Source organism: Bacteroides sp. An322 (assembly GCF_002161765.1).
GTDB classification, from domain to species: domain Bacteria; phylum Bacteroidota; class Bacteroidia; order Bacteroidales; family Bacteroidaceae; genus Phocaeicola; species Phocaeicola merdavium.
Window position 1 is genome coordinate 1 of the sequence record NZ_NFIN01000039.1, and the last position, 19,358, is coordinate 19,358.

The following is a 19,358-nucleotide window of genomic DNA, read 5'->3' on the forward strand; positions in this document are numbered from 1 at the left end:
ATAACTAGCAGCTTAATTAATGGAGAAGAAATATTAGACAATATATCTAAAAATGAATTTTTAGAACTAATGAACTTTGATTCTACGATATTTTCATGGTATCCTAACGTAAGTCGAAGTAGAAGTATCTTTTTTAGAAATCTAGATAATCAGAATTATTCTCCTATAACATATATCATGTCTCTTATTATTGATCGTTCAATTAACCCTATTAAGGAGCAATTTACAAGAGAACTAGTTAATCATGTCAGTCCTTTAAGGGCACACCCTCAACGTTATTATTTTTTAGATAAATCAAACATAAATACAGTATTGAACACTCTTGACGGAAACTCTTTAACCGAAATACTGAAAGAAAATGGTACTGTAAGAAAAAAAGTTAACGACTGGTTAGACAAATTTGGATTAAAAGTAGATGTTTCTACTTTACAAGATGTTATTCATAAATTAAAGATACATCAAAATACATTAGATTTAGATATAACAGACGTTGGATTTGGTATATCCCAAATTCTCCCTATTATTGTTCAGAGTTTCTTATCTTTTAATGGATCTTTAACCATGATAGAACAGCCGGAAATCCATTTGCATCCTAAAATGCAAGCCGACCTAGCTGATCTTTTTATTGATGTAGTAAACAATAAAGATAAAAAATATTTACTTATAGAAACTCACAGTGAATATCTATTAAGAAGATTAAGAAGACGTATTTCAGAAAAGAAAATATCTTCTGAAAACATTGCTATCTACTTTATAACGCCCCCACAAAACAATAACAGTTCTGCAGAAATACATGAAAAGAAGGTTTCTGAAAATGGAAGTTTTGAATGGCCACAAGATTTTTACGCAGATGAATTAAAACGAGATACTACGGAATTTATTAAACATTTGTTTTTGAAAAGATGATTTGCTATACACTATCAGATTGTATTTTAAAAAATTTAGAAAGAGCCCCCAATCGTAAAGAAATAATAACAGATATACTAATGGTTTTTGCCCAAAACAATAATCATCATAAATTAGCTATTGATAGAGATGGCAAAATAATACAAATTTACAGCAATATTCAAAATCCAGCTATAGCATATTGGTTACAATTGATGGCAGATTTCCCTTGTAGTTGGGAACCAATAAGTATAGAAAATATAGATAATGCTAAAACAGATGAAGAAATCTTTTTATTAGTTTGTAGTCAAACTTTTGATAAAACATTAATAGTATATAATCATAATGGCTGGACACAAAAACTTTATGAAGAAGACAAAGTTATTTCATACAATGGAACTTATATAAAGGTTTTTGATAGAGAAGAAGCTATTAAATTATTCTCGTCTCCAGAGAACTGTTCCCAACCACCTCTTATAATTAAAAATAGCATTATTGCCCAAGATAGAAGTCATATTAACAACGTAAAATTAACCCATAATGAAAAATAAAATAAATAACGCTATAATCGCCAAAAATAAAAGCTCTATAACAAATTCATCAATTAATATTAATAATAGAAAAAAAAAGATGGATGTAAACAACTCTATTTTAGCACAAAACAATAGCAAAATCATCAATGCAAAAATTAATATAAACAAAGAAAAACGGAAATCTTTTTTAAAAGGTTTTTTAAGTGGAATATTGTCGTCACTCATAGCAAGTATAATATGGGATTTAATTCAAAACTATCTTTAATAAAGGAAAAGATTTCGTTAAGCGGTTAAAAATTGGCTATTAATTGAAATTCCTATCTTCGCAGCGAATCAAAAATTGTGTATAGCAGTGAAAATCTTGAAGGATTCTATTTTCAGTACCAGACCAAAAGATAACAATGCGAATAGAAATCCGGCAAGAATCGTTTAGGCTGCAAGCTCGTATTAATATTCAAGACTAATTTTTAACATAACTCGGTTTAGGGCACTGCTTAGTGCCCTTTCAAAGGGGATGTCCTAAATTGAGTAGTTACGCCTATAAGCGTATTTTCAAATTTACATTTATAAAATGACAAGGTATCAATACCACATTTTTGCCCCCTATCGTGTATGCCCTTTAGGAGCACACGTAGATCACCAACATGGAATCGTTACAGGTTTCGCTATAAATAAAGGTGTTGACTTTTGGTTTACCCCTAATGAAGACGGACAGGTACATCTTGAGTCATGGACTTTTGACGGTTTCGTTGATTTTGACATTACACAAGCATCACAAGTGAAAGAAAAGCATTGGGGAGACTATGCACGTGGAGCCAAATATGCATTAAGAAAAAGGTTTATATTAAAAAAAGGTATCACAGGCGTAATACAAGGTTCATTGCCAATTGGCGGGTTGTCTTCAAGTGCTGCCGTACTTGTGGCATACGTCATGGCTTTTGCAAAAGCCAACGACATAGAACTTACTCCTATGGAAATAGTCCAAATCGCTTCCGAGGCTGAAAGAGAATACATTGGTTTGAACAATGGAATACTTGACCAATCTTGTATTGTTCTTGGGAAAAAAGAAGGTTTGCTGTTCTTAGATTGTGATAGTAACGAATATCGTATTATCAAACGCAACCCGAAAATGCCGGATTTTGAAATAGGCATATTCTTTTCCGGTCTAACCCGCAGTCTTGTAAACAGTGATTATAATTTGAGGGTCTACGAATGTAAAACAGCAGCTTGGAATATGCTTGCCTATATGGAACAACCATTAAAAACATTTGATAAGACTTTTCTTCGTGATATTCCTAGATTAACATTTGAAAAAACACGTATAGCCATGCCACAAAGGTTTGCCCGCCGTGCCGAACATTTCTACAGCGAATACCGAAGAGTGCGACAAGGCGTAACTGCATGGGAAAGTGGAAATATTGAACTTTTCGGTAAGTTATGCTTTGAAAGCTGTGAGAGCAGTATCCATAACTACGAATGTGGTTCGCCCGAATTGATTGCAATTTATGAAATAATGCGTTCACTTCCGGGTGTTTACGGAGGACGATTCTCTGGAGCTGGTTTTAAGGGAGCTTGTATTGCCATTGTCAACCCAGAGTATAAAGACGAAATAGAAAGAGAATTGACCAAGCGTTACCTCGAAAAATTCCCTGAATATGAAAAGACTTTCAAGGTATATTTCGTAAAACCTGATGATGGGGCAAGATTCATATAACAAAAAATAAAAATCAGAAGATGAAAACAATTGTGATAGCAGCCGGTTACGCAACAAGACTTTATCCGTTAACTAAGAATTTTCCCAAGCCATTACTGAAAATAGGCAACAATACAATTCTTGGAAAAATGCTTGACGACATTGACACGATACCTGATATCGATGAACATATAATCGTAACCAATCATAAATTTGTCAACATATTTGAAGATTGGAAAGGCAAGACGAATTACACCAACCCCGTAACTGTAATTGATGACGGGACAGACACTAACGAAAACCGTCTTGGAGCAGTAAAAGATTTATTGCTTGCTTTAGAGAAATACAATGTTGATGATGACATATTAGTTGTTGCCGCAGACAATATCCTCGATTTCTCTTTTAAAGGTTTTGTTGATTTCTTCAATGATAAAGGCACATCGGTAATTATGTGTCATCATGAACCTGAACTAAAAAAATTGCAACGAACCGGTGTAATCGCTGTAGATGAAGACATGAAAGTTCTTGATATGCAAGAGAAACCGGAACACCCTGTTTCCAATTGGGCTGTTCCTCCTTTTTACATTTACCAGAAAGAAGATTTGCCATTAATAAAAGACTGCCTGAACCACAATTGTGGATTTGATGCACCTGGAAATTTAGCTCACTATTTATGTAAGATAACGGACATTCATGCTTATAAGATGCCCGGTAAGCGTTTTGATATCGGCAATTTAGATAGTTATGAGGAAGCAAAGAAATTGTTTGATTCGTTTTAATTTAATAGCATACATCCAATGTATAAAAATTCCTATGTTATGGATGTTATCTCAATTAATACTTATATTTTAAAACAATATGCCAGAAAGCTATTATACAACCTTCAAGAGGTTACTATCAATTAAGAGTTTATGTTAAATTTGACTTTAAATATTTGTTTACTAAATATTATTGTTATGACACAATTTTCAAAAGAATTGCTAGATGCTATTTGGGAAAAAGGGCTTACAGATCCTGAATACGATGCAAATTTTGTTAGAAAAGATGCTTGTGGAGCATGGATTTTAAGGAATCAATATGATAATAGAAACAATGATTTTGGTTGGGAAGTAGACCATATTTATCCAGAATCAAAACTAAAAGAACTTGATGTACCACAACTTTTAATTGACAACATTAAGAATCTTAGACCTTTAAATTGGAAAAACAATGTATCTAAAGGAACGGATTATCCCAATTATAGGGCAAATATAAAAGCTGAAGATGATCATAATATTGATTGTGAAGATGAAAAAATTATTAATGAAAAAACTCAAAAAATAATTCAGGAATTATATAAAGATTATCTATGATTTCGGATTTAAGTTCTTTTGTTGAATTATTTGCTGCTGTATACATAACTATGGCTGTAAATAATGATTTTTGTTCTAACTTTTGGACTCCACAATATTATAAAGAAATGGAAAGCCTTTTAAATCAATATAATTTCCCATGGAGTTCTTCTATGTCTGAAAAATTAAACGACACTATAAAAAAGAATTATAATAAAGTTCAAAAAAAAGCTCGATTAAAAGGCACCATTTTATTGGCATTGTGTGTGTTTGTTTTGATATTGATGGGATTTGAAAATGAAACCAATTGTCATGATAAATCTTTTTATTCTCCAATTTTATATTGTATATTATTTACGTTTATTGTTATAGTGTTGTCTAAATATATATTAAGGTCATGGCGTTGGGTGTTAGGCATTATAATTATAGACGGATTAATACTATCAATAGCCCAGCTTTATACAAACTGTTATATAAACAACAATCTTGCAATAAATTTTATGTACGATTATAAGAAATATCTATTAATATTTATAATCATCTATCCTATTTTTCACCAAATGTATATTTATTGGATGTTTTCAAGTATCTATAAAGGATATTTAAAACATAGAGTTTGTATAGAATTTCAAAAATATACATCTTCTATGGAAGGGATAAAGAATAAACAGAAAGAGAAAGTAGATAAAATTTATCTAGATCAATGGACTGATTCTATGTTTTCTTCCGCTGGAGGAGATATCACTAATACTGATTTTAATAATATACTTTTTCAACAATTGCTAAAATCCGCAACACCTACACACATTGATTTGTTAAAGTCATGGATAAAATTTAAGATCAAACAATTATATGCAAAGAAAATAGAAACGAACCAAATCGATTCGCATGATATTTTTATAACTAATCAAGAAAGTCCTTTATCTCAATACAAATCTCCTAAACTAGATTTGTCTAAAGAGTATCAAGATTATTGTAATTGGAAAAAATTACCTCAAAATAAAAGGAAAGGCTTAAAAGGATACTGCATAGAAAAAAATATAGAAATAAAAGACATGAATGCGTGGATAAGAATTTATTACAAAAAAGAACCTTCATCTACACAATCAAACTAATACTGTTTATAGGAAACGTATCACATTTTTAATCAAAATGAATTTATTATTAGTATTAAAAAATAAAATAGCAACAGGAAATGTCCGCTCTGTTGCGATGAAAAAAAATATAATCTTATCGCTTTTGATAAAAGGAGTAAGTATAGCTGTCAGTTTTCTTTTAGTTCCTTTAACTTTAGGATATGTAAATGCAGAACTTTATGGTATTTGGCTGACCATATCTTCCATTGTCACGTGGTTACACTTTTTAGATATCGGTTTTACAAATGGATTAAAAAACAGATTAGGAGAATCTATTGCATTGAATAATTGGGAAAAAGGAAAGGCGTTAGTCTCAACTACTTATTCAATGATGATATTTATATTTTTACCACTTTGCTTATTATTAGTGATATGCATACCGTTTATTGATTGGGCATGGTGTTTAAATGTAAATCCTGTTTATAATCAAGCGATAGAAGATGCCATGTATGTCTTGGTTATCTGCTTTTGTTTGCAGATGATATTAAATGTATTGACAGCCGTCATTGCGGCATTTCAGAAAGTGGCTCTGTCTTCTTCTTTTATAGTAATCGGTAATGTGTTGTCACTCATTATTATTTATTTCCTGACCTTATTATGTCCTCCTTCGTTGTTAGCTTTGGCCTTCGCCATATCTGCAATGCCCATTATTGTTTTATTAATCGCATCGTTCTATTTCTATAAGGGAAAATTCAAGAATGTTTCCCCTTCCATTAAGCTATATAATAAAAAATATGTAAAGGATTTGTTTCAGTTAGGATCCAGATTTTTTTTGATTCAAATACAAATGCTCATTTTGTATCAAAGTACCAATGTGCTTATTTCTAATTTATCCGGTCCCACGGATGTTACAGCATACAATTTAGCATATAAATACATAGGAATTTCAATGATGGTTTATACTATTTTGTTACAACCTTTATGGCCGGCATTTACTGACGCTTATACTCGCAAAGACTTTGGGTGGATGAAAAATATATACAACAAAATGTCTAAAATATATCTAATTAGTGTGGTTGTGGTTGTTTTGATGGTTCTTTTATCTCCTATAATATATAAAATATGGATTGGAAACCGTGCGGAAGTCCCATTTATTATGACGTTGATGGTTGGAATTTATGTCCTGCTTCATTCATGGGATGCCTTTCAAGTTAATATGATTAACGGGATAGGAACTATAAAGTTACAGACAAATATCACATTAATAGGTTTAGTCGCTCACATTCCTTTATCTATTTTGTTTGCGCAGTTTGCCGGGGCTTTAGGAGTTGTTATGTCTATGAGTTGCATTACACTTTTTTATTCCATTGTTTTTACTATTCAAATTAGAAAATTATTAAATCAAAAAGCTACAGGTATATGGGCAGCATAAGAAACAAAATCCGTATTGTTCAGCAATTCATGCGTTGCTTTAAGTCATTTATGAAGTGGGCAATCCATTCATTTCCTAGAGGAAGTTCTTTTGGTCAAATTGGTCAACATACAGTAATCGAATATCCTTGCAATATAGGGAATCCTAATCAAGTTTATTTAGCTGATCAAGTTGCCATACGGTATGGCATAAGTATAATCAATGCAAAACATGAGAAAGTTACAATAAAAAAATATTCAGTAATAGCCCCTCAGTGTACAATCGTAACTAATAGTCACAGGGCTACAGTTGGAGTTCCTCAATTTATTTTAGGAGAATCTCATGTAAATGATAAATCCGGTGATGTGGTAATCGAAGAAGACGTATGGGTGGGTGCAAACAGTACCATATTGGCTGGTGTTTCTATAGGGAGAGGGGCTACTATTGGAGCATGTGCGTTGGTCACAAAAGATATTCCTCCATACGCTTTGGCAATAGGTTCTCCCGCTAAGATAGTCGGAGTAAAATTTACTAAAAACGGCATAATCAAGCATGAAAAAATGCTTTATCCTATAGAAGAGCGTCTCACATTAGATGAATTGGACGAACTTTTTGAAAAATATTATTCAGATAAGAAAATATTCGGTGTTGAAGATGAGCTAACTTTAGAGCAACAGGTAAAGATTCATAGCGTGAAACAGGTACATAATCTTCAATAATTTTCCTATTTATATGATTCTAGAAAGTAATTTTTTTAAGAAATACGGTCGGTTTGAGATTTTCTATATGCTTGTAATGGTCATTTACATGGCACAAGCCACACCTGAGACAGGCAGAATGATTGGAGGATTATCTGGGAATCCTATTCCATTCTTATTGCCTATTATATTGACTTATATATTATGGAAAAAACATCCTATTTCATTCAAGAACAAAAAACTATATTTAATATTGGCCATTTATAGCATTTGGGCTATTTGTTCATTAATTAAATATGGCAATTATACAACTGAAGAATTATCTTACCATTTTTTCATGGTATATGCTATTGTAATAGCTTATATTCATAATAAAATATATGGATATACATTGATTCCTATTTATGAACAACTACTTGTATTCTTTTGTAAAATAGCTATTGGGGGATGGCTAATTGCAGTGCTTATACCAGCGTCCTCGTCTTTTTTTCATTTATTCCCTGAAACAGCCTTTGGTAATCATGTTCTGTATCTTTTTAATTGGATGGATCCCGCTAAAGGACAAATCTATTCCGGTATTATCCGAAATGCTGGATGTTCGTGGGAACCTGGCCGTTTTGCTATCATGGTTACATTGGCTATTTTTTGCAACCTATGTCAAAATGGTATCAAATTTAAAAATAATAAAAATATATGGTGGCTTCTTGTAACATTAGCGACCACTCAATCAACTACAGGATTTTTCACCATTATGGCTATTTATTCCATTTTCCTCATAAAGAAATTCAACCTAAAATACATCATCGTATTAGCATTAATTATGATTCCGATTGTATATGGACTGTTACAATTGGATTTTATGGGTAAAAAAGTAAGAGATAGAATTACAAATGCGCAAGATGTATCTAGGTTATATGAACAATTTGATTATCATTCCCGTAAGCAAGATGAAGGTATATATTTGGGTTCACTCGACAGATTTGAGGCAATGACATTTGAATGGATGAATCTAATGCATGACCCAATACTTGGTTATGGAAGAAATTTCAAGCATTCATATTTCTATACTAATATTACAAGTAACTATAAGTTAGCCAATGGACTCGCAAACATACTTTCTTGTTTTGGCGTTTTCTTTGGAATCTTTCTTTTTTACATATTATACAAATCTTCAGCAGCCATAGCTGCAGACAGTAACGAAAAAAGGAAAATAGGGCTTTTTATACTCTTTTGTCTAAGTGCAATATCATATCAAGTATTATCAGTACCTATTTTTACATCATTTTGGTTCTATGGGTATTTTAAGCAGCAAAAGAATCAAAGAACTAAATCTAAGCATCTGATAGAGACTATACAACTAGTAAAATAAAACAATATAATTATGACAAATTTTAAATTTACGATATTTACACCATGTTATAATGGGGGGGGGGACTATTCAAAGAGTATTTGATTCTGTAGAAAGTCAAACGTATACTAATTTTGAATGGATTATCATAAATGACGGTTCGCAAGATAATTCCGATGCCGTAATTAGAAGTTTTATAGATAAAAGTCCAATGAAAAACAAAATTAGCTATTTCTCTCAAAGGAATTTAGGGAAACATCGAACTTGGAATAAAGCTGTAGATTTGTCAAGTGGAGAATATTTTTTACCAGCAGATGCCGATGACAGTTTCATCCCAACAACATTAGAATATTTCAATAAACGAATAAATGAATTGGTAGATACTTATGGCAATATTAATAAGTTTTCAGGTATAAATGTTTGTGTTTACGATCCACAAACTGGCACTCTCCATGGTACACCATATCCAAAAGAAGGATTGGTTAGTGACAATGTAGAATTAACCTATCATTATAAAATACAAGGTGAACATTGGGGATGTATACGGACAAATCTATTGAAACAAAACAAATTTCCAGAAGTCAAAGGCCATTTCTATACCGAAAATCGCTTATGGTTCTTGCTCGCTAAAAAAGGTTACAAAGTCGTATGCTACAATGATTGTCTTAGAGCATATTTTTATGAAACTACATCTTTGACCCATAATACGTCTTACCAATGGAACTTCAATAATAACGCGATGATGTTACATTTCCACTTATGGGTTATTTTCCAACTTGGAGGACGTATATTCAAGTATTCACCCATTGCTTATTTCAATCATTGGAAACGAGTAATAACTAACATTACAAAATGTACATTGTCACTCATACTGGGCAAAAAATAATTCAATATGATAACTTCTAAGAAAGAACTTCGTTTCTACATTATGGCAGACCGTATTATGAACGGTCTATCCGCAAGGCGTAATATTCGTGAAAGATTGGGACTGTTTACCCCCCCCCATTTTAAGATTATTAACACATTGCGTTATATGAGGATAACTTGTTATTACAAAGGAAAAAAGAATCTTTCATGTATTGATCGTATCCGTGGCGCATGGAGTTCATATATGTATGGAAAACTTTCATTGCGTTTAGGTTTTTCAATAGGCTGCAATGTATTTGGCTATGGGCTTGTCATTCCTCATTATGGAACAATAGTTGTCAATGATGAAGTCAAAGTTGGAAATTTCTGTGTTCTACATACTTCTACCTGTATCGGTGGAAATGATAAGATCATAGGTAATGGATTATACCTTGCTACAGGCGCAAAGATTATTGGTCATTTAATATTAGGAGATGGAGTATCTGTAGCTGCCAATAGCCTTGTAAATAAAAGTGCAGGTAGTCATTTGCTATTAACCGGAAACCCTGCTATTATAAAAAACAGAGACTACCCATTTTGGTGGGAACGTGACGGCGAAAAATATGCACAGCGAGTTCTTGCTGTAGAAAATCTACGAAAACAAATGAATTTAATTATCTAATCAAGCTATAATGATAATCCATTTTTACATAAATACATCATTTCCATTTGGCATGGCTGCCGCCAAACGACAACTTTGCTATGCGAAAGGACTAATGAATCAAGGACATATTATTGATGTAGTAGTCTGTCAAAAGTGTTTTGAACCCAATGATGACGATGACCAGCCAGCAAAAGGAGAATATCAAGGAATCAAGTATATCTATACATGTGGTAAATTCAAGCATGCTAAAAATAACAAATTGATGCGCGGAATAGATTACTTGATGCTTGATTACATTCGCTCTTTCTTTTATGCACTCAAACATATCCATCGAAAAGATGCCGTTTTTGCATATTATTATCCTATTTTTTTGCAAATTCTAATTATCATTGCCTCAAAAATAAAAGGTGCAAAGATTGTTAAGGAAACTTGTGAACACCCTTCTGCTTTAGGCAATGTTACCTCATATTGGCATAAACTATGTAAATGGTTTGAATATCACTTTGTGATGCCTCACTATGATGGGTTCATAGCCATATCACGTGACCTCAGTAAATTTGTTATAAAATATAAAGGACGTAAAGCACAGTGTATTATTGTTCCGATATTAGTAGAAGATTTCAATGATGGAAACAATAATGGATATGAAAAAAATGAATATAATGTCCCCTACATTATCCATACAGGCACGATGCTAGAGCAAAAGGACAGCATTAGCAAAATTCTTCATGCTTTCGCTCGTTTCAAAAAGGAAACTCAATCTACATGTAAACTTGTATTCACTGGACCACAAGCCAATAAAAAATGCAAATATCTACCAATGATACGAGAACTTGGCGTTGAAGATAGCGTAGAATTATTAGGTTTAGTAAGTCCAGAACGAGTAGCTGTTTTACAGCGTCATGCGGCTATGACTATTATTTATAAAAGCGACAACTTGCAAACACGTAACTGCTTTCCTACTAAGCTTGGCGAAATGTTGATAAGTGGTATACCTGTAATTACAACAACAGTGGGAGATGCCAATATCTACTTAGAGAACGAAAAAAATGCATTTATTATTGAGCCAGATGATGAGGATAAATTAGTGAAATATATCAAATATATACTTGATAAACCTCATGAAGCACAAAAGATTGGAGCAGAAGGTAAGATTATAGCTAAAAAATATTTTAATCCTATATTTCAAGGTAAACGTCTTTCTGATTTTTACATTTCATTATTCAACAGCGAAACGTGATATACTAGGATTGTAGTTGAAAGAAATTCATCGAAATTGATATCTATGGTAGAAAAATAATGCTACTTTAATCTCAATTCCAAGATTATAGGATATTGTGGAGATACGGGTATTTCTTTCCTCCATCCCGAATGAAAATTTATAAGAAAAATTTTTATTATAGAAATGAATTTACAAATTGACTTAAATCAATTGAGTAAATATCGCACTCCACTTATGGGGTTGGCAGCTTTAATGATAATTATCTGTCACGCTCCACAATATGGTATTTCCATGCCTATTACAATTAGCAATTTACTTCAACGAGGTGGATTGGGTGTAGATATATTCCTATTCCTTTCGGGATTGGGTTGTTATTACTCACTTTCAAAAGGAGTTATACTTAAACAGTGGTATTATAAACGCTTCATCCGAATATTCGTACCCTATCTATTTATGCAAATACCTTTTTGGATTTGGAAATTATATAATGGTGTTTTCTCGTTTTCCAAAGAGTTTATGGTATTTTCTACCATTGACTTTTGGTTAAATCATACAGGAGCTTGGTATATAGCATTGCTTATTCCACTTTACTCTTTTACTCCGCTTATTTACAAATATTTACAATTAGGAAATCGTATGCTTCTTACTGGGTTAATGGTAGTGGCGTTGATTATAGTTTGTATGTTTAATATAAACATTTTCAACGATACGACTCATGCCGTTTTCAATAATCTACAATGGGCTTTTGGACGAGTGCCAAGCTTCGTAATCGGTATGGCTGCAGCTCCATTAATAAAGCGAGGTATGAAAATTCACGCTGGGGTACTAATTATACTACCGCTAATTTTTTATGTTGCAATCCATGAATTCATAAACAAAGATACCCCGACACAATGGTGCTTAGTACCGCCTGCCTTAACTGTGTTAATAATATTTATTGAATATATAAAAAATAAGAAATTTATTTATCATTTTATTTCATGGATAGGTATCGTTTCACTAGAATCATATTTAGCAAATATATATTTATGTGATATACTTAAAGAAATTTTCTCACCATTACGAGCCAACTACCCGCTACTCACTAATGGCTATTTGGAGTATTCACTAGTTATACTTCTTGGCATTTTGCTCTCATTATTAATAAATAAAATATCAATGCCGATAGTTACAAAATTAGACATGTCAATCAAAATGTAAATTCATTCAAATAAATTATGAAAAAAAATGTAATATTGAGCGATATGCCGCTCAATAACAATTGGGATTTTTTAAAAGGTTTACATGATGCAACCGGCGAGAAATGGATAATAAAAAATTGCGTATCAAATCAAGGTCGTTCTTTTTTGTATAATATTTATCGCTACATCATTTATTTCTGGTTTCCTTTTATTATATTCATAACAAGGGATAAATACAAAATGATAGTCAGTTGGCAATCATTTTATGGTGTACTATTCGCATTTTATTGTAGATTATTCAAAGTGAAAAAGAAACATTTTTTACTTATTAAGAATTTTACATACAAACCAAAAGGCAATGGTCTTTTAGGGAAAATTTATTTCAAATGGATGAAATATATTGTTAAAAGTAAATATATTGATGTTTTTGTATGTACATCTCAAACATTCTGCGACTATTGTGCGGAAGTTTTCCAAGAAGATAAAAAACGCTTTGTGTACTTACCATTTGGTGTTGAAGATTTTACGCAAAAACTATCTAAAGAAGATTTAGATAAAAGAGAAGATTTTATTCTTTCTATAGGACGAAGCAATAGAGATTGGGATTGGTTATTGAACTGTTTATCGGAAACCCCGTATAAATTGAAAATAATTTGTGACCAACTACATAGAACAGATTTGCCTATGAATATTGAAATTCTTAATAATGTTTGGTTTGAAGATTCTTATAAGTATTTAGCAAAATGCAAAATGGCAATTATTCCGATTAAAGACGGAAAGATAGGTTCTGGTGAAACGGTTCTATTACAAACAATGTCATTTGGGAAACCGTTAATCATAACATCTCCAAGTTGTTTAGCAGACGATTATGTTGAAAACGAAAAAACAGGTCTTGTTGTTAATAAAAATAAAAAAGAACTTTTGACGGCTATACAACGATTATATGAAGATACAGATTTATATGAAAGATTATCCAAACAAGAGCGCAATCTGTATTTAAATAAACATTCCATATACCGGTATGGTTGCTATGTAGGAGAAACGATAATCAAGTATCAAAAATAAAACTGTAAATATAAAAATGCTAAATTATATATTAACAGCTTTTATTCCCATGTTAACAATATTTATAGGGGGTAAAACAAAGGAAAGTGACAATGCTGAGAACTTATTTTCCAAAGATTATACATCTGTTCTCAAAGGAATTTGCTGTATTATAGTTGTAATGGTACATATACGGGAAGGATATACTAATCCATTACAAGATGCAATAGGAAGTTTTGCCTATGTATGTGTCACTCTATTTTTCATGATTTCAGCTTATGGTATGCAATTTAGTGTAGAAAGTAAAGTGGATTATCTCAAGCATTTTTGGAGAAATAGATTACTAGCATTATTAATTCCATGCTTTCTGATTAACATATTTGCATTTGTACTATTTGCTTTATTGGATAATAACTTTACATTCAAACACCTATGGTATATCAATGATTATGTACTTGTCCTTTTAGAATATTGTCTATGGTTCTATATTGTGATGCAACTGAAAAAAGTAATTCCGATTTCTAAAAGTTGGATTGTCGATGCATTACTCTGTATAGGCATAATTTTATCAAGTTTGATTTCATTTTTCTTTAGCAAAGAAACTACTTGGAGTAATCTTTTAGGATGGCGTTGTGAAAGAATTGGTTTAATTTGGGGATTGCTCTATTACCGTCTTAAGCCGTGTGTAGACCAATGGCTTACCCGAAATAGAATACAAAAAATTATCATATACACTTTCTGGGCTTTTGCATTAGGCGTACTATATTTAAAATTCAAAACAGTCTACTTTTGGGGTGAATACCTCTTAAAAATAATTCTCGGCCTTTCCATCATACTATGGATTCTATTACTGACAGTAAAGAAACAATTTGGAAACAAAATCAGTTTGTGGCTTGGGAGAATATCATATGAGGTATATCTCTTACACACTATCGTAATGTTAGCAATAATAAAAGTCATACCTAGTTTATCATCGGGCATATTTATACTGATGACATACGTATTAACTATACTAATTTCTATGGGCATTAACTGGTGCTCTAACAAAGTTGTCAAACAGTTACGAGCTTAATATTATATTAAGAAACTGTTTTGATTTTATTCGGCAAATTTGTTAAGCATGATTTGGAAGAGCACAATTTCCTAATAAACGTTAGCCCTATAAAAACTTTTTCCAATCATTTCAAACAGTTTCTTAAAATCCAAAGAGCTTTTCGCTTTATATTTAAATATAAAGTATTGAAAGAACGATGTTTTATGCCGTTATAGCTCAATAAAACATTGCAAAAATAAAATAGACTACAAGGTTATAGATAAAAAGTAATTTGTGAATAACATGAAAATATATCCTCGAATTGTATTTATAGTACCGTCTCTAAAAAGTGGTGGTGCGGAAAGAGTTATAGTTACATTGTCTAATTGGTTATCTCAAGAATTTCATGTGGAAATTTGGATGATGATTGATTCACAAGTAGAATATGCTTTATCTGATAAAGTATATCTTAATCAATCATATACCGCCATTAAAAAAGGAGGGATAATCCGGTTATTTTGGCTTATCAAGCATTTGAAAACAGAGAAAAAGACTATAGTCATATCATTTATGACAAAATTAAATTTATATGCAATTATAGCTGCAAAATTAACAGGTGTAAAAGTGATTGTATCAGAACGGAATGATCCATCAAAAACAATTGCAGCTAAATATAATTATATAAGAGATTTACTTTATCAATTTGCAGATAAGGTTGTATTTCAAACCGAAGGAGCAAAGGGTTTTTTTTCAAATAAGGTGCGTGAAAATGGGGTTATCATTTTGAATCCACTTCGAAATAGAATTCCTGATTTATATGAAGGAAAACGAGAAAAAAAAATTGTTACAGTTTCCCGTTTACACCCTCAAAAGAACTTAAATCTTTTAATTGAAGCTTTTGGAGAGTTTACTAAAGAATACCCTGATTATTCATTGGTTATTTATGGAGAAGGGCCACTAGAAAGTGAGCTAAAAGGCAAAGCAAAAGAGTGCAAATTGCAAGATAAAATTATATTTGCTGGAGTTAATGAAAATGTACTTGATTTAATAAGAAATGCAATGATGTTCATAATTACGTCAAATTTTGAAGGACTTTCAAACGCTTTAATAGAAGCAATGGCTATTGGTCTTCCTTGCATTAGCACAGATTCTCCTCCAGGAGGGGCAAGGATGATAATCAAAGACAAAATTAACGGTTTACTTGTTCCTGTTGGGGATAAAAATAAATTGATTGCGGCAATGAAAAAAATAGTATCAAATAAAGAATATGCTGCATACTTAGGTAAGAATGCAGCAGAAATAAGAATAAGAGTAAATGAAGATACTATTTGTTCACAATGGAAACAATTAATATTGAGCATATAACTCATTATAAGTAAGCAGTAAATAAAGATCGACATACAAGCATTAAATTCAGCACATTAACTAAAAGAGAGAAAATTCAAAATTTACTGTAATATTTGATATAAGAAACAGTTTTAGGACAATTTCTATTCTATTTGTTCAGATAAAAATTATTATAATTCCTAACTTCTTATCGTATCTAAAATCAATATACACATGTTATCGTCCAACATTTCATTAGAAAACAAAACTGTATTTATTACAGGAGTAGCCGGATTTATCGGTAGTTATTTAGCTTTAGAGCTTCAGATAAGATTCCCGACAATAAAAATAGTTGGAATTGATTCTATCACCGACTATTACGATGTGTCTTTAAAAGAGGAAAGATTGAAAAATTTAAAGAAGTTCCAGAATTTCCTTTTCATTAAAGGAAACATTGCAGACAAAGAATTAATTTGTCAACTCTTTGCGGAACATAAGCCCAATGTTGTCGTGAATTTAGCGGCTCAGGCTGGCGTGCGTTATAGCATTACGAATCCAGACGCATACGTAGAGAGTAACTTGATAGGATTTTATAACATTTTGGAAGCATGCCGTCATGCTGTTCCTGAAGTGGAACATTTGGTTTATGCTTCTTCATCGAGTGTATATGGTAGTAATAAGAAAGTGCCGTATAGTACGGATGATAAAGTGGATAATCCAGTGAGTCTGTATGCCGCTACCAAAAAGAGCAATGAATTGATGGCTCATGCGTATGCTAAATTGTATAACATTCCGTCAACAGGTTTACGGTTTTTTACGGTTTATGGCCCTGCTGGCAGACCGGATATGGCTTACTTTGGTTTTACAAATAAGTTACGTGAAGGAAAGAGCATTCAGATTTTCAACTACGGAAATTGTAAACGTGATTTTACTTACATTGATGATATTGTAGAGGGGGTAATCCGCGTGATGCAACATGCTCCGGAACGTAAGACCGGTGAAGACGGATTGCCGATACCACCGTATAAGGTTTATAATATCGGAAATAACCAACCGGAAAATTTGTTGGATTTTGTAACAATCCTTCAGGAGGAATTAATACGGGCAAAAGTGCTTCCTACTGATTATGATTTTGAAGCGCATAAGGAATTGGTACCTATGCAGCCTGGCGATGTGCCTGTTACTTATGCAGATACAACGTCATTGGAGGAAGATTTTGGGTTCAAGCCTGCTACATCACTCCGAAAAGGTTTGAGAGCTTTTGCCGAGTGGTATGCGGATTATTATAAATGCAAATAAAATGTTTGTATAAACAATTGAATGGGTATATGCAACGCTTAGTATTCCTTGATATAGCCAAAGCCATTTGTATCATTCTTGTGGTGATAGGGCATTATCATCCTGAAAACTCACCGGAATGGTATAATGTGATATGGAAGTTTATTTATTCGTTTCACATGCCGTTGTTTATGTTTGCAAGTGGGTATATCTATATTGCAACAAAACGGGAACATGAAACGTATAAGGGTTTTATCGTGAAAAAAGTGAAACGGCTAATGGTGCCTTATTTGGCGACATCTTTTCTTATTATAACCCTGAAACTGATTACGCAAGGGAATGCGTATGTAGCCAATCCTGTAACTTTATCATCCTATGCAAAAATGTTCTATTTGCCAGAGGCGGGATATTTTTTGTGGTTTATCTGGGCTTTGTGGTGGATGTTTGTGGTTGTCCCTTTATTTAGGACCCCTAAAAGCAGATTGGCGTTGTTTGTAATCAGTATTGTATTGGCTTATTTACCGTTGCATCTTACTGATTTATTCTGTATCAATCAGTTCAAGAGCATGTTTGTTTATTTTATGTTAGGGGTAATCGCTTTTGAAAAAAAAGATTGTATCAGCCGTATCAAAATGCATCCGCTTGTTGTCTATTTGAGTTTTGTAGTTGTTGAATGCTTGTGCTTATTTAACATTGGGGGGGGTATTTTAAGTATCTTAAACGAAATAGTACCCTTCATAGGGATAGCTGCTGTTTTGCAGTTGTCAGTTCAAATGGAAAGCTTGGTTAAGAGCGACAAGCCGAATTGGATATTGCAAATTTCTGTATCTTCGTATATCATTTATTTATTTCATACGACATTTGAAGGTTTTGCCAAAGCGGTCTTGCATAAAATTCCGGGAGTATGGAATACTGGGAATGATTGGGTTTTCTGTCTGACAGCTATTATTGTGATTGTTGTGGGAGTGGTATTCCCCATTCTTTTGCATAAATATATCTTGCAGAAGTATCATATTACCCGATTATTGTTCGGATTGAAATAGAATGACTTGTTTGGAAATTCAATTAAGAACCGTTATCTTTGTATCGAATGGAATTATAAAAAAGAAAGGCTATGAGCAAATTTATCAATCCCTTTACTGATGTCTGTTTCATGAAAGTAGAAGATATAGTAGATATTGCTTCCATGAGCAAGGAAGACCGCATACGCTATGATGAGAGCATCAAAGTGTACCGTGACCGTCTTGCTATCATGGAATTTGAGCGGATGAAAGGTAAAGCGGAAGGTATAGCGGAAGGTATGGCTCAAGGCATAGCCCAAGGTAAAGCGGAAGGTATGGCGGAAGGCATGGCTCAAGGCAAAGCGGAAGGTATGGCGGAAGGAAAAGAGGAAATAGCCCGCAATCTTAAACAAATGGGAATGGATGTGCAGACCATTGTCCAAGCGACCGGACTTGACCAGGAGGTCATTGATAAGTTATAAAACGTAAAGGTAGAGACGAAGAGGTCGGATAACGTAAGATATGCGATTTGACTCTTTCGAAGCCCCGATGTGAAGATTTATCCGATTTCTTTTTATGCTTATCATAATGGATGACTTTTGATTTGTATGCGGCAGGGAAATAAGAGCTTAACCTTATATGTTTGCATAATAAGTTAAATTACTTATGTTTTGCTATTATAAGAAACTGTTTTGAATTGATTTAAGAATAATGTTATAGGGCTACATACAATTCAGAATCAGCCGGTCAATTGGAAAAATGTTATATCTTTACAGGTACCAAACAAT

At 32.5% G+C, this 19,358-nt stretch carries 20 protein-coding genes; all 20 read left to right on the plus strand.

The genetic code is table 11. The annotated features are described in order from the left end of the window. Window positions 1-906 (plus strand): AAA family ATPase (locus B5F91_RS13840; RefSeq protein WP_158099925.1); only part of this gene is annotated, 906 nt, incomplete at its 5' end. After that, on the plus strand, window positions 903-1,436 hold the full coding sequence (locus tag B5F91_RS13845) for a hypothetical protein (protein ID WP_087429641.1): 534 nt from the start codon (window positions 903-905) through the stop codon (window positions 1,434-1,436). The genes B5F91_RS13840 and B5F91_RS13845, both read left to right, overlap by 4 nt. Next, window positions 1,426-1,683, plus strand: a complete 258-nt coding sequence (locus B5F91_RS15035; protein ID WP_144025132.1) for a hypothetical protein — start codon at window positions 1,426-1,428, stop codon at window positions 1,681-1,683. Before B5F91_RS13845 ends, B5F91_RS15035 begins: the two co-directional genes overlap by 11 nt. A gap of 306 nt (window positions 1,684-1,989) precedes the next feature. Beyond that, a complete protein-coding gene (locus tag B5F91_RS13855) occupies window positions 1,990-3,132 on the plus strand; it encodes a galactokinase family protein (protein WP_087429643.1) in 1,143 nt (380 codons plus the stop codon). A 20-nt stretch (window positions 3,133-3,152) separates the two neighbouring features. Then, window positions 3,153-3,890 carry a nucleotidyltransferase family protein gene (locus B5F91_RS13860; protein ID WP_087429644.1) on the plus strand — a complete coding sequence of 246 codons (738 nt, stop codon included), beginning with the start codon at window positions 3,153-3,155 and terminating at the stop codon, window positions 3,888-3,890. 177 nt (window positions 3,891-4,067) lie between these two features. Beyond that, complete coding sequence (locus B5F91_RS13865) at window positions 4,068-4,463, plus strand: hypothetical protein (RefSeq protein ID WP_087429645.1); 396 nt, start codon at window positions 4,068-4,070, stop codon at window positions 4,461-4,463. Then, the gene (locus tag B5F91_RS13870) at window positions 4,460-5,557 is read left to right on the plus strand and encodes a hypothetical protein (RefSeq protein WP_144025133.1); all 1,098 of its coding nucleotides are present in this window, start codon (window positions 4,460-4,462) and stop codon (window positions 5,555-5,557) included. Before B5F91_RS13865 ends, B5F91_RS13870 begins: the two co-directional genes overlap by 4 nt. Before the next feature lie 37 nt (window positions 5,558-5,594). Next, the gene (locus B5F91_RS13875) at window positions 5,595-6,950 is read left to right on the plus strand and encodes an oligosaccharide flippase family protein (protein WP_087429647.1); all 1,356 of its coding nucleotides are present in this window, start codon (window positions 5,595-5,597) and stop codon (window positions 6,948-6,950) included. After that, window positions 6,938-7,648: an acyltransferase gene (locus tag B5F91_RS13880; protein ID WP_087429648.1), complete on the plus strand. Its 711-nt coding sequence runs from the start codon at window positions 6,938-6,940 to the stop codon at window positions 7,646-7,648. The genes B5F91_RS13875 and B5F91_RS13880 overlap by 13 nt, the downstream gene beginning before the upstream one ends. Window positions 7,649-7,736: 88 nt before the next feature. Then, on the plus strand, window positions 7,737-8,996 hold the full coding sequence (locus B5F91_RS13885) for a hypothetical protein (RefSeq protein ID WP_144025134.1): 1,260 nt from the start codon (window positions 7,737-7,739) through the stop codon (window positions 8,994-8,996). A 52-nt stretch (window positions 8,997-9,048) separates the two neighbouring features. Then, on the plus strand, window positions 9,049-9,861 hold the full coding sequence (locus B5F91_RS13890) for a glycosyltransferase family A protein (RefSeq protein ID WP_087429650.1): 813 nt from the start codon (window positions 9,049-9,051) through the stop codon (window positions 9,859-9,861). Between the two features lie 6 nt (window positions 9,862-9,867). Beyond that, on the plus strand, window positions 9,868-10,503 hold the full coding sequence (locus tag B5F91_RS13895) for a hypothetical protein (protein WP_087429651.1): 636 nt from the start codon (window positions 9,868-9,870) through the stop codon (window positions 10,501-10,503). Window positions 10,504-10,555: 52 nt separating this feature from the next. Then, a complete protein-coding gene (locus B5F91_RS13900) occupies window positions 10,556-11,725 on the plus strand; it encodes a glycosyltransferase (protein ID WP_158099926.1) in 1,170 nt (389 codons plus the stop codon). Between the two features lie 165 nt (window positions 11,726-11,890). Beyond that, a complete protein-coding gene (locus B5F91_RS13905; protein ID WP_087429653.1) occupies window positions 11,891-12,907 on the plus strand; it encodes an acyltransferase in 1,017 nt (338 codons plus the stop codon). A 17-nt stretch (window positions 12,908-12,924) separates the two neighbouring features. Beyond that, the gene (locus B5F91_RS13910; protein ID WP_087429654.1) at window positions 12,925-13,953 is read left to right on the plus strand and encodes a glycosyltransferase; all 1,029 of its coding nucleotides are present in this window, start codon (window positions 12,925-12,927) and stop codon (window positions 13,951-13,953) included. Between the two features lie 49 nt (window positions 13,954-14,002). Further along, window positions 14,003-15,004: an acyltransferase gene (locus B5F91_RS13915; RefSeq protein WP_158099927.1), complete on the plus strand. Its 1,002-nt coding sequence runs from the start codon at window positions 14,003-14,005 to the stop codon at window positions 15,002-15,004. 264 nt (window positions 15,005-15,268) lie between these two features. Further along, window positions 15,269-16,330 (plus strand): glycosyltransferase, encoded by a 1,062-nt coding sequence (locus B5F91_RS13920; protein WP_087429656.1) that lies wholly within the window; start codon window positions 15,269-15,271, stop codon window positions 16,328-16,330. Between the two features lie 195 nt (window positions 16,331-16,525). After that, window positions 16,526-17,590: an NAD-dependent epimerase/dehydratase family protein gene (locus B5F91_RS13925; protein WP_087429657.1), complete on the plus strand. Its 1,065-nt coding sequence runs from the start codon at window positions 16,526-16,528 to the stop codon at window positions 17,588-17,590. Window positions 17,591-17,619: 29 nt separating this feature from the next. Then, a complete protein-coding gene (locus B5F91_RS13930) occupies window positions 17,620-18,612 on the plus strand; it encodes an acyltransferase family protein (protein ID WP_158099928.1) in 993 nt (330 codons plus the stop codon). 71 nt (window positions 18,613-18,683) lie between these two features. Next, complete coding sequence (locus B5F91_RS13935) at window positions 18,684-19,052, plus strand: hypothetical protein (protein WP_087429659.1); 369 nt, start codon at window positions 18,684-18,686, stop codon at window positions 19,050-19,052. The last annotated feature ends 306 nt before the right edge of the window (window positions 19,053-19,358 follow it).

What these genes read in the sequence shown, in the direction of transcription:
- B5F91_RS13875 (WP_087429647.1), top strand. Translation starts at nt 5,595, where the DNA reads ATGAATTTATTATTAGTATTAAAAAATAAAATAGCAACAGGAAATGTC.
- B5F91_RS13870 (WP_144025133.1), top strand. Translation starts at nt 4,460, where the DNA reads ATGATTTCGGATTTAAGTTCTTTTGTTGAATTATTTGCTGCTGTATAC.
- B5F91_RS15035 (WP_144025132.1), top strand. Translation starts at nt 1,426, where the DNA reads ATGAAAAATAAAATAAATAACGCTATAATCGCCAAAAATAAAAGCTCT.
- B5F91_RS13930 (WP_158099928.1), top strand. Translation starts at nt 17,620, where the DNA reads ATGCAACGCTTAGTATTCCTTGATATAGCCAAAGCCATTTGTATCATT.
- B5F91_RS13925 (WP_087429657.1), top strand. Translation starts at nt 16,526, where the DNA reads ATGTTATCGTCCAACATTTCATTAGAAAACAAAACTGTATTTATTACA.
- B5F91_RS13900 (WP_158099926.1), top strand. Translation starts at nt 10,556, where the DNA reads ATGGCTGCCGCCAAACGACAACTTTGCTATGCGAAAGGACTAATGAAT.
- B5F91_RS13920 (WP_087429656.1), top strand. Translation starts at nt 15,269, where the DNA reads ATGAAAATATATCCTCGAATTGTATTTATAGTACCGTCTCTAAAAAGT.
- B5F91_RS13880 (WP_087429648.1), top strand. Translation starts at nt 6,938, where the DNA reads ATGGGCAGCATAAGAAACAAAATCCGTATTGTTCAGCAATTCATGCGT.
- B5F91_RS13910 (WP_087429654.1), top strand. Translation starts at nt 12,925, where the DNA reads ATGAAAAAAAATGTAATATTGAGCGATATGCCGCTCAATAACAATTGG.
- B5F91_RS13915 (WP_158099927.1), top strand. Translation starts at nt 14,003, where the DNA reads ATGTTAACAATATTTATAGGGGGTAAAACAAAGGAAAGTGACAATGCT.
- B5F91_RS13855 (WP_087429643.1), top strand. Translation starts at nt 1,990, where the DNA reads ATGACAAGGTATCAATACCACATTTTTGCCCCCTATCGTGTATGCCCT.
- B5F91_RS13860 (WP_087429644.1), top strand. Translation starts at nt 3,153, where the DNA reads ATGAAAACAATTGTGATAGCAGCCGGTTACGCAACAAGACTTTATCCG.
- B5F91_RS13885 (WP_144025134.1), top strand. Translation starts at nt 7,737, where the DNA reads ATGGCACAAGCCACACCTGAGACAGGCAGAATGATTGGAGGATTATCT.
- B5F91_RS13865 (WP_087429645.1), top strand. Translation starts at nt 4,068, where the DNA reads ATGACACAATTTTCAAAAGAATTGCTAGATGCTATTTGGGAAAAAGGG.
- B5F91_RS13895 (WP_087429651.1), top strand. Translation starts at nt 9,868, where the DNA reads ATGATAACTTCTAAGAAAGAACTTCGTTTCTACATTATGGCAGACCGT.
- B5F91_RS13905 (WP_087429653.1), top strand. Translation starts at nt 11,891, where the DNA reads ATGAATTTACAAATTGACTTAAATCAATTGAGTAAATATCGCACTCCA.
- B5F91_RS13935 (WP_087429659.1), top strand. Translation starts at nt 18,684, where the DNA reads ATGAGCAAATTTATCAATCCCTTTACTGATGTCTGTTTCATGAAAGTA.
- B5F91_RS13845 (WP_087429641.1), top strand. Translation starts at nt 903, where the DNA reads ATGATTTGCTATACACTATCAGATTGTATTTTAAAAAATTTAGAAAGA.
- B5F91_RS13890 (WP_087429650.1), top strand. Translation starts at nt 9,049, where the DNA reads ATGGGGGGGGGGACTATTCAAAGAGTATTTGATTCTGTAGAAAGTCAA.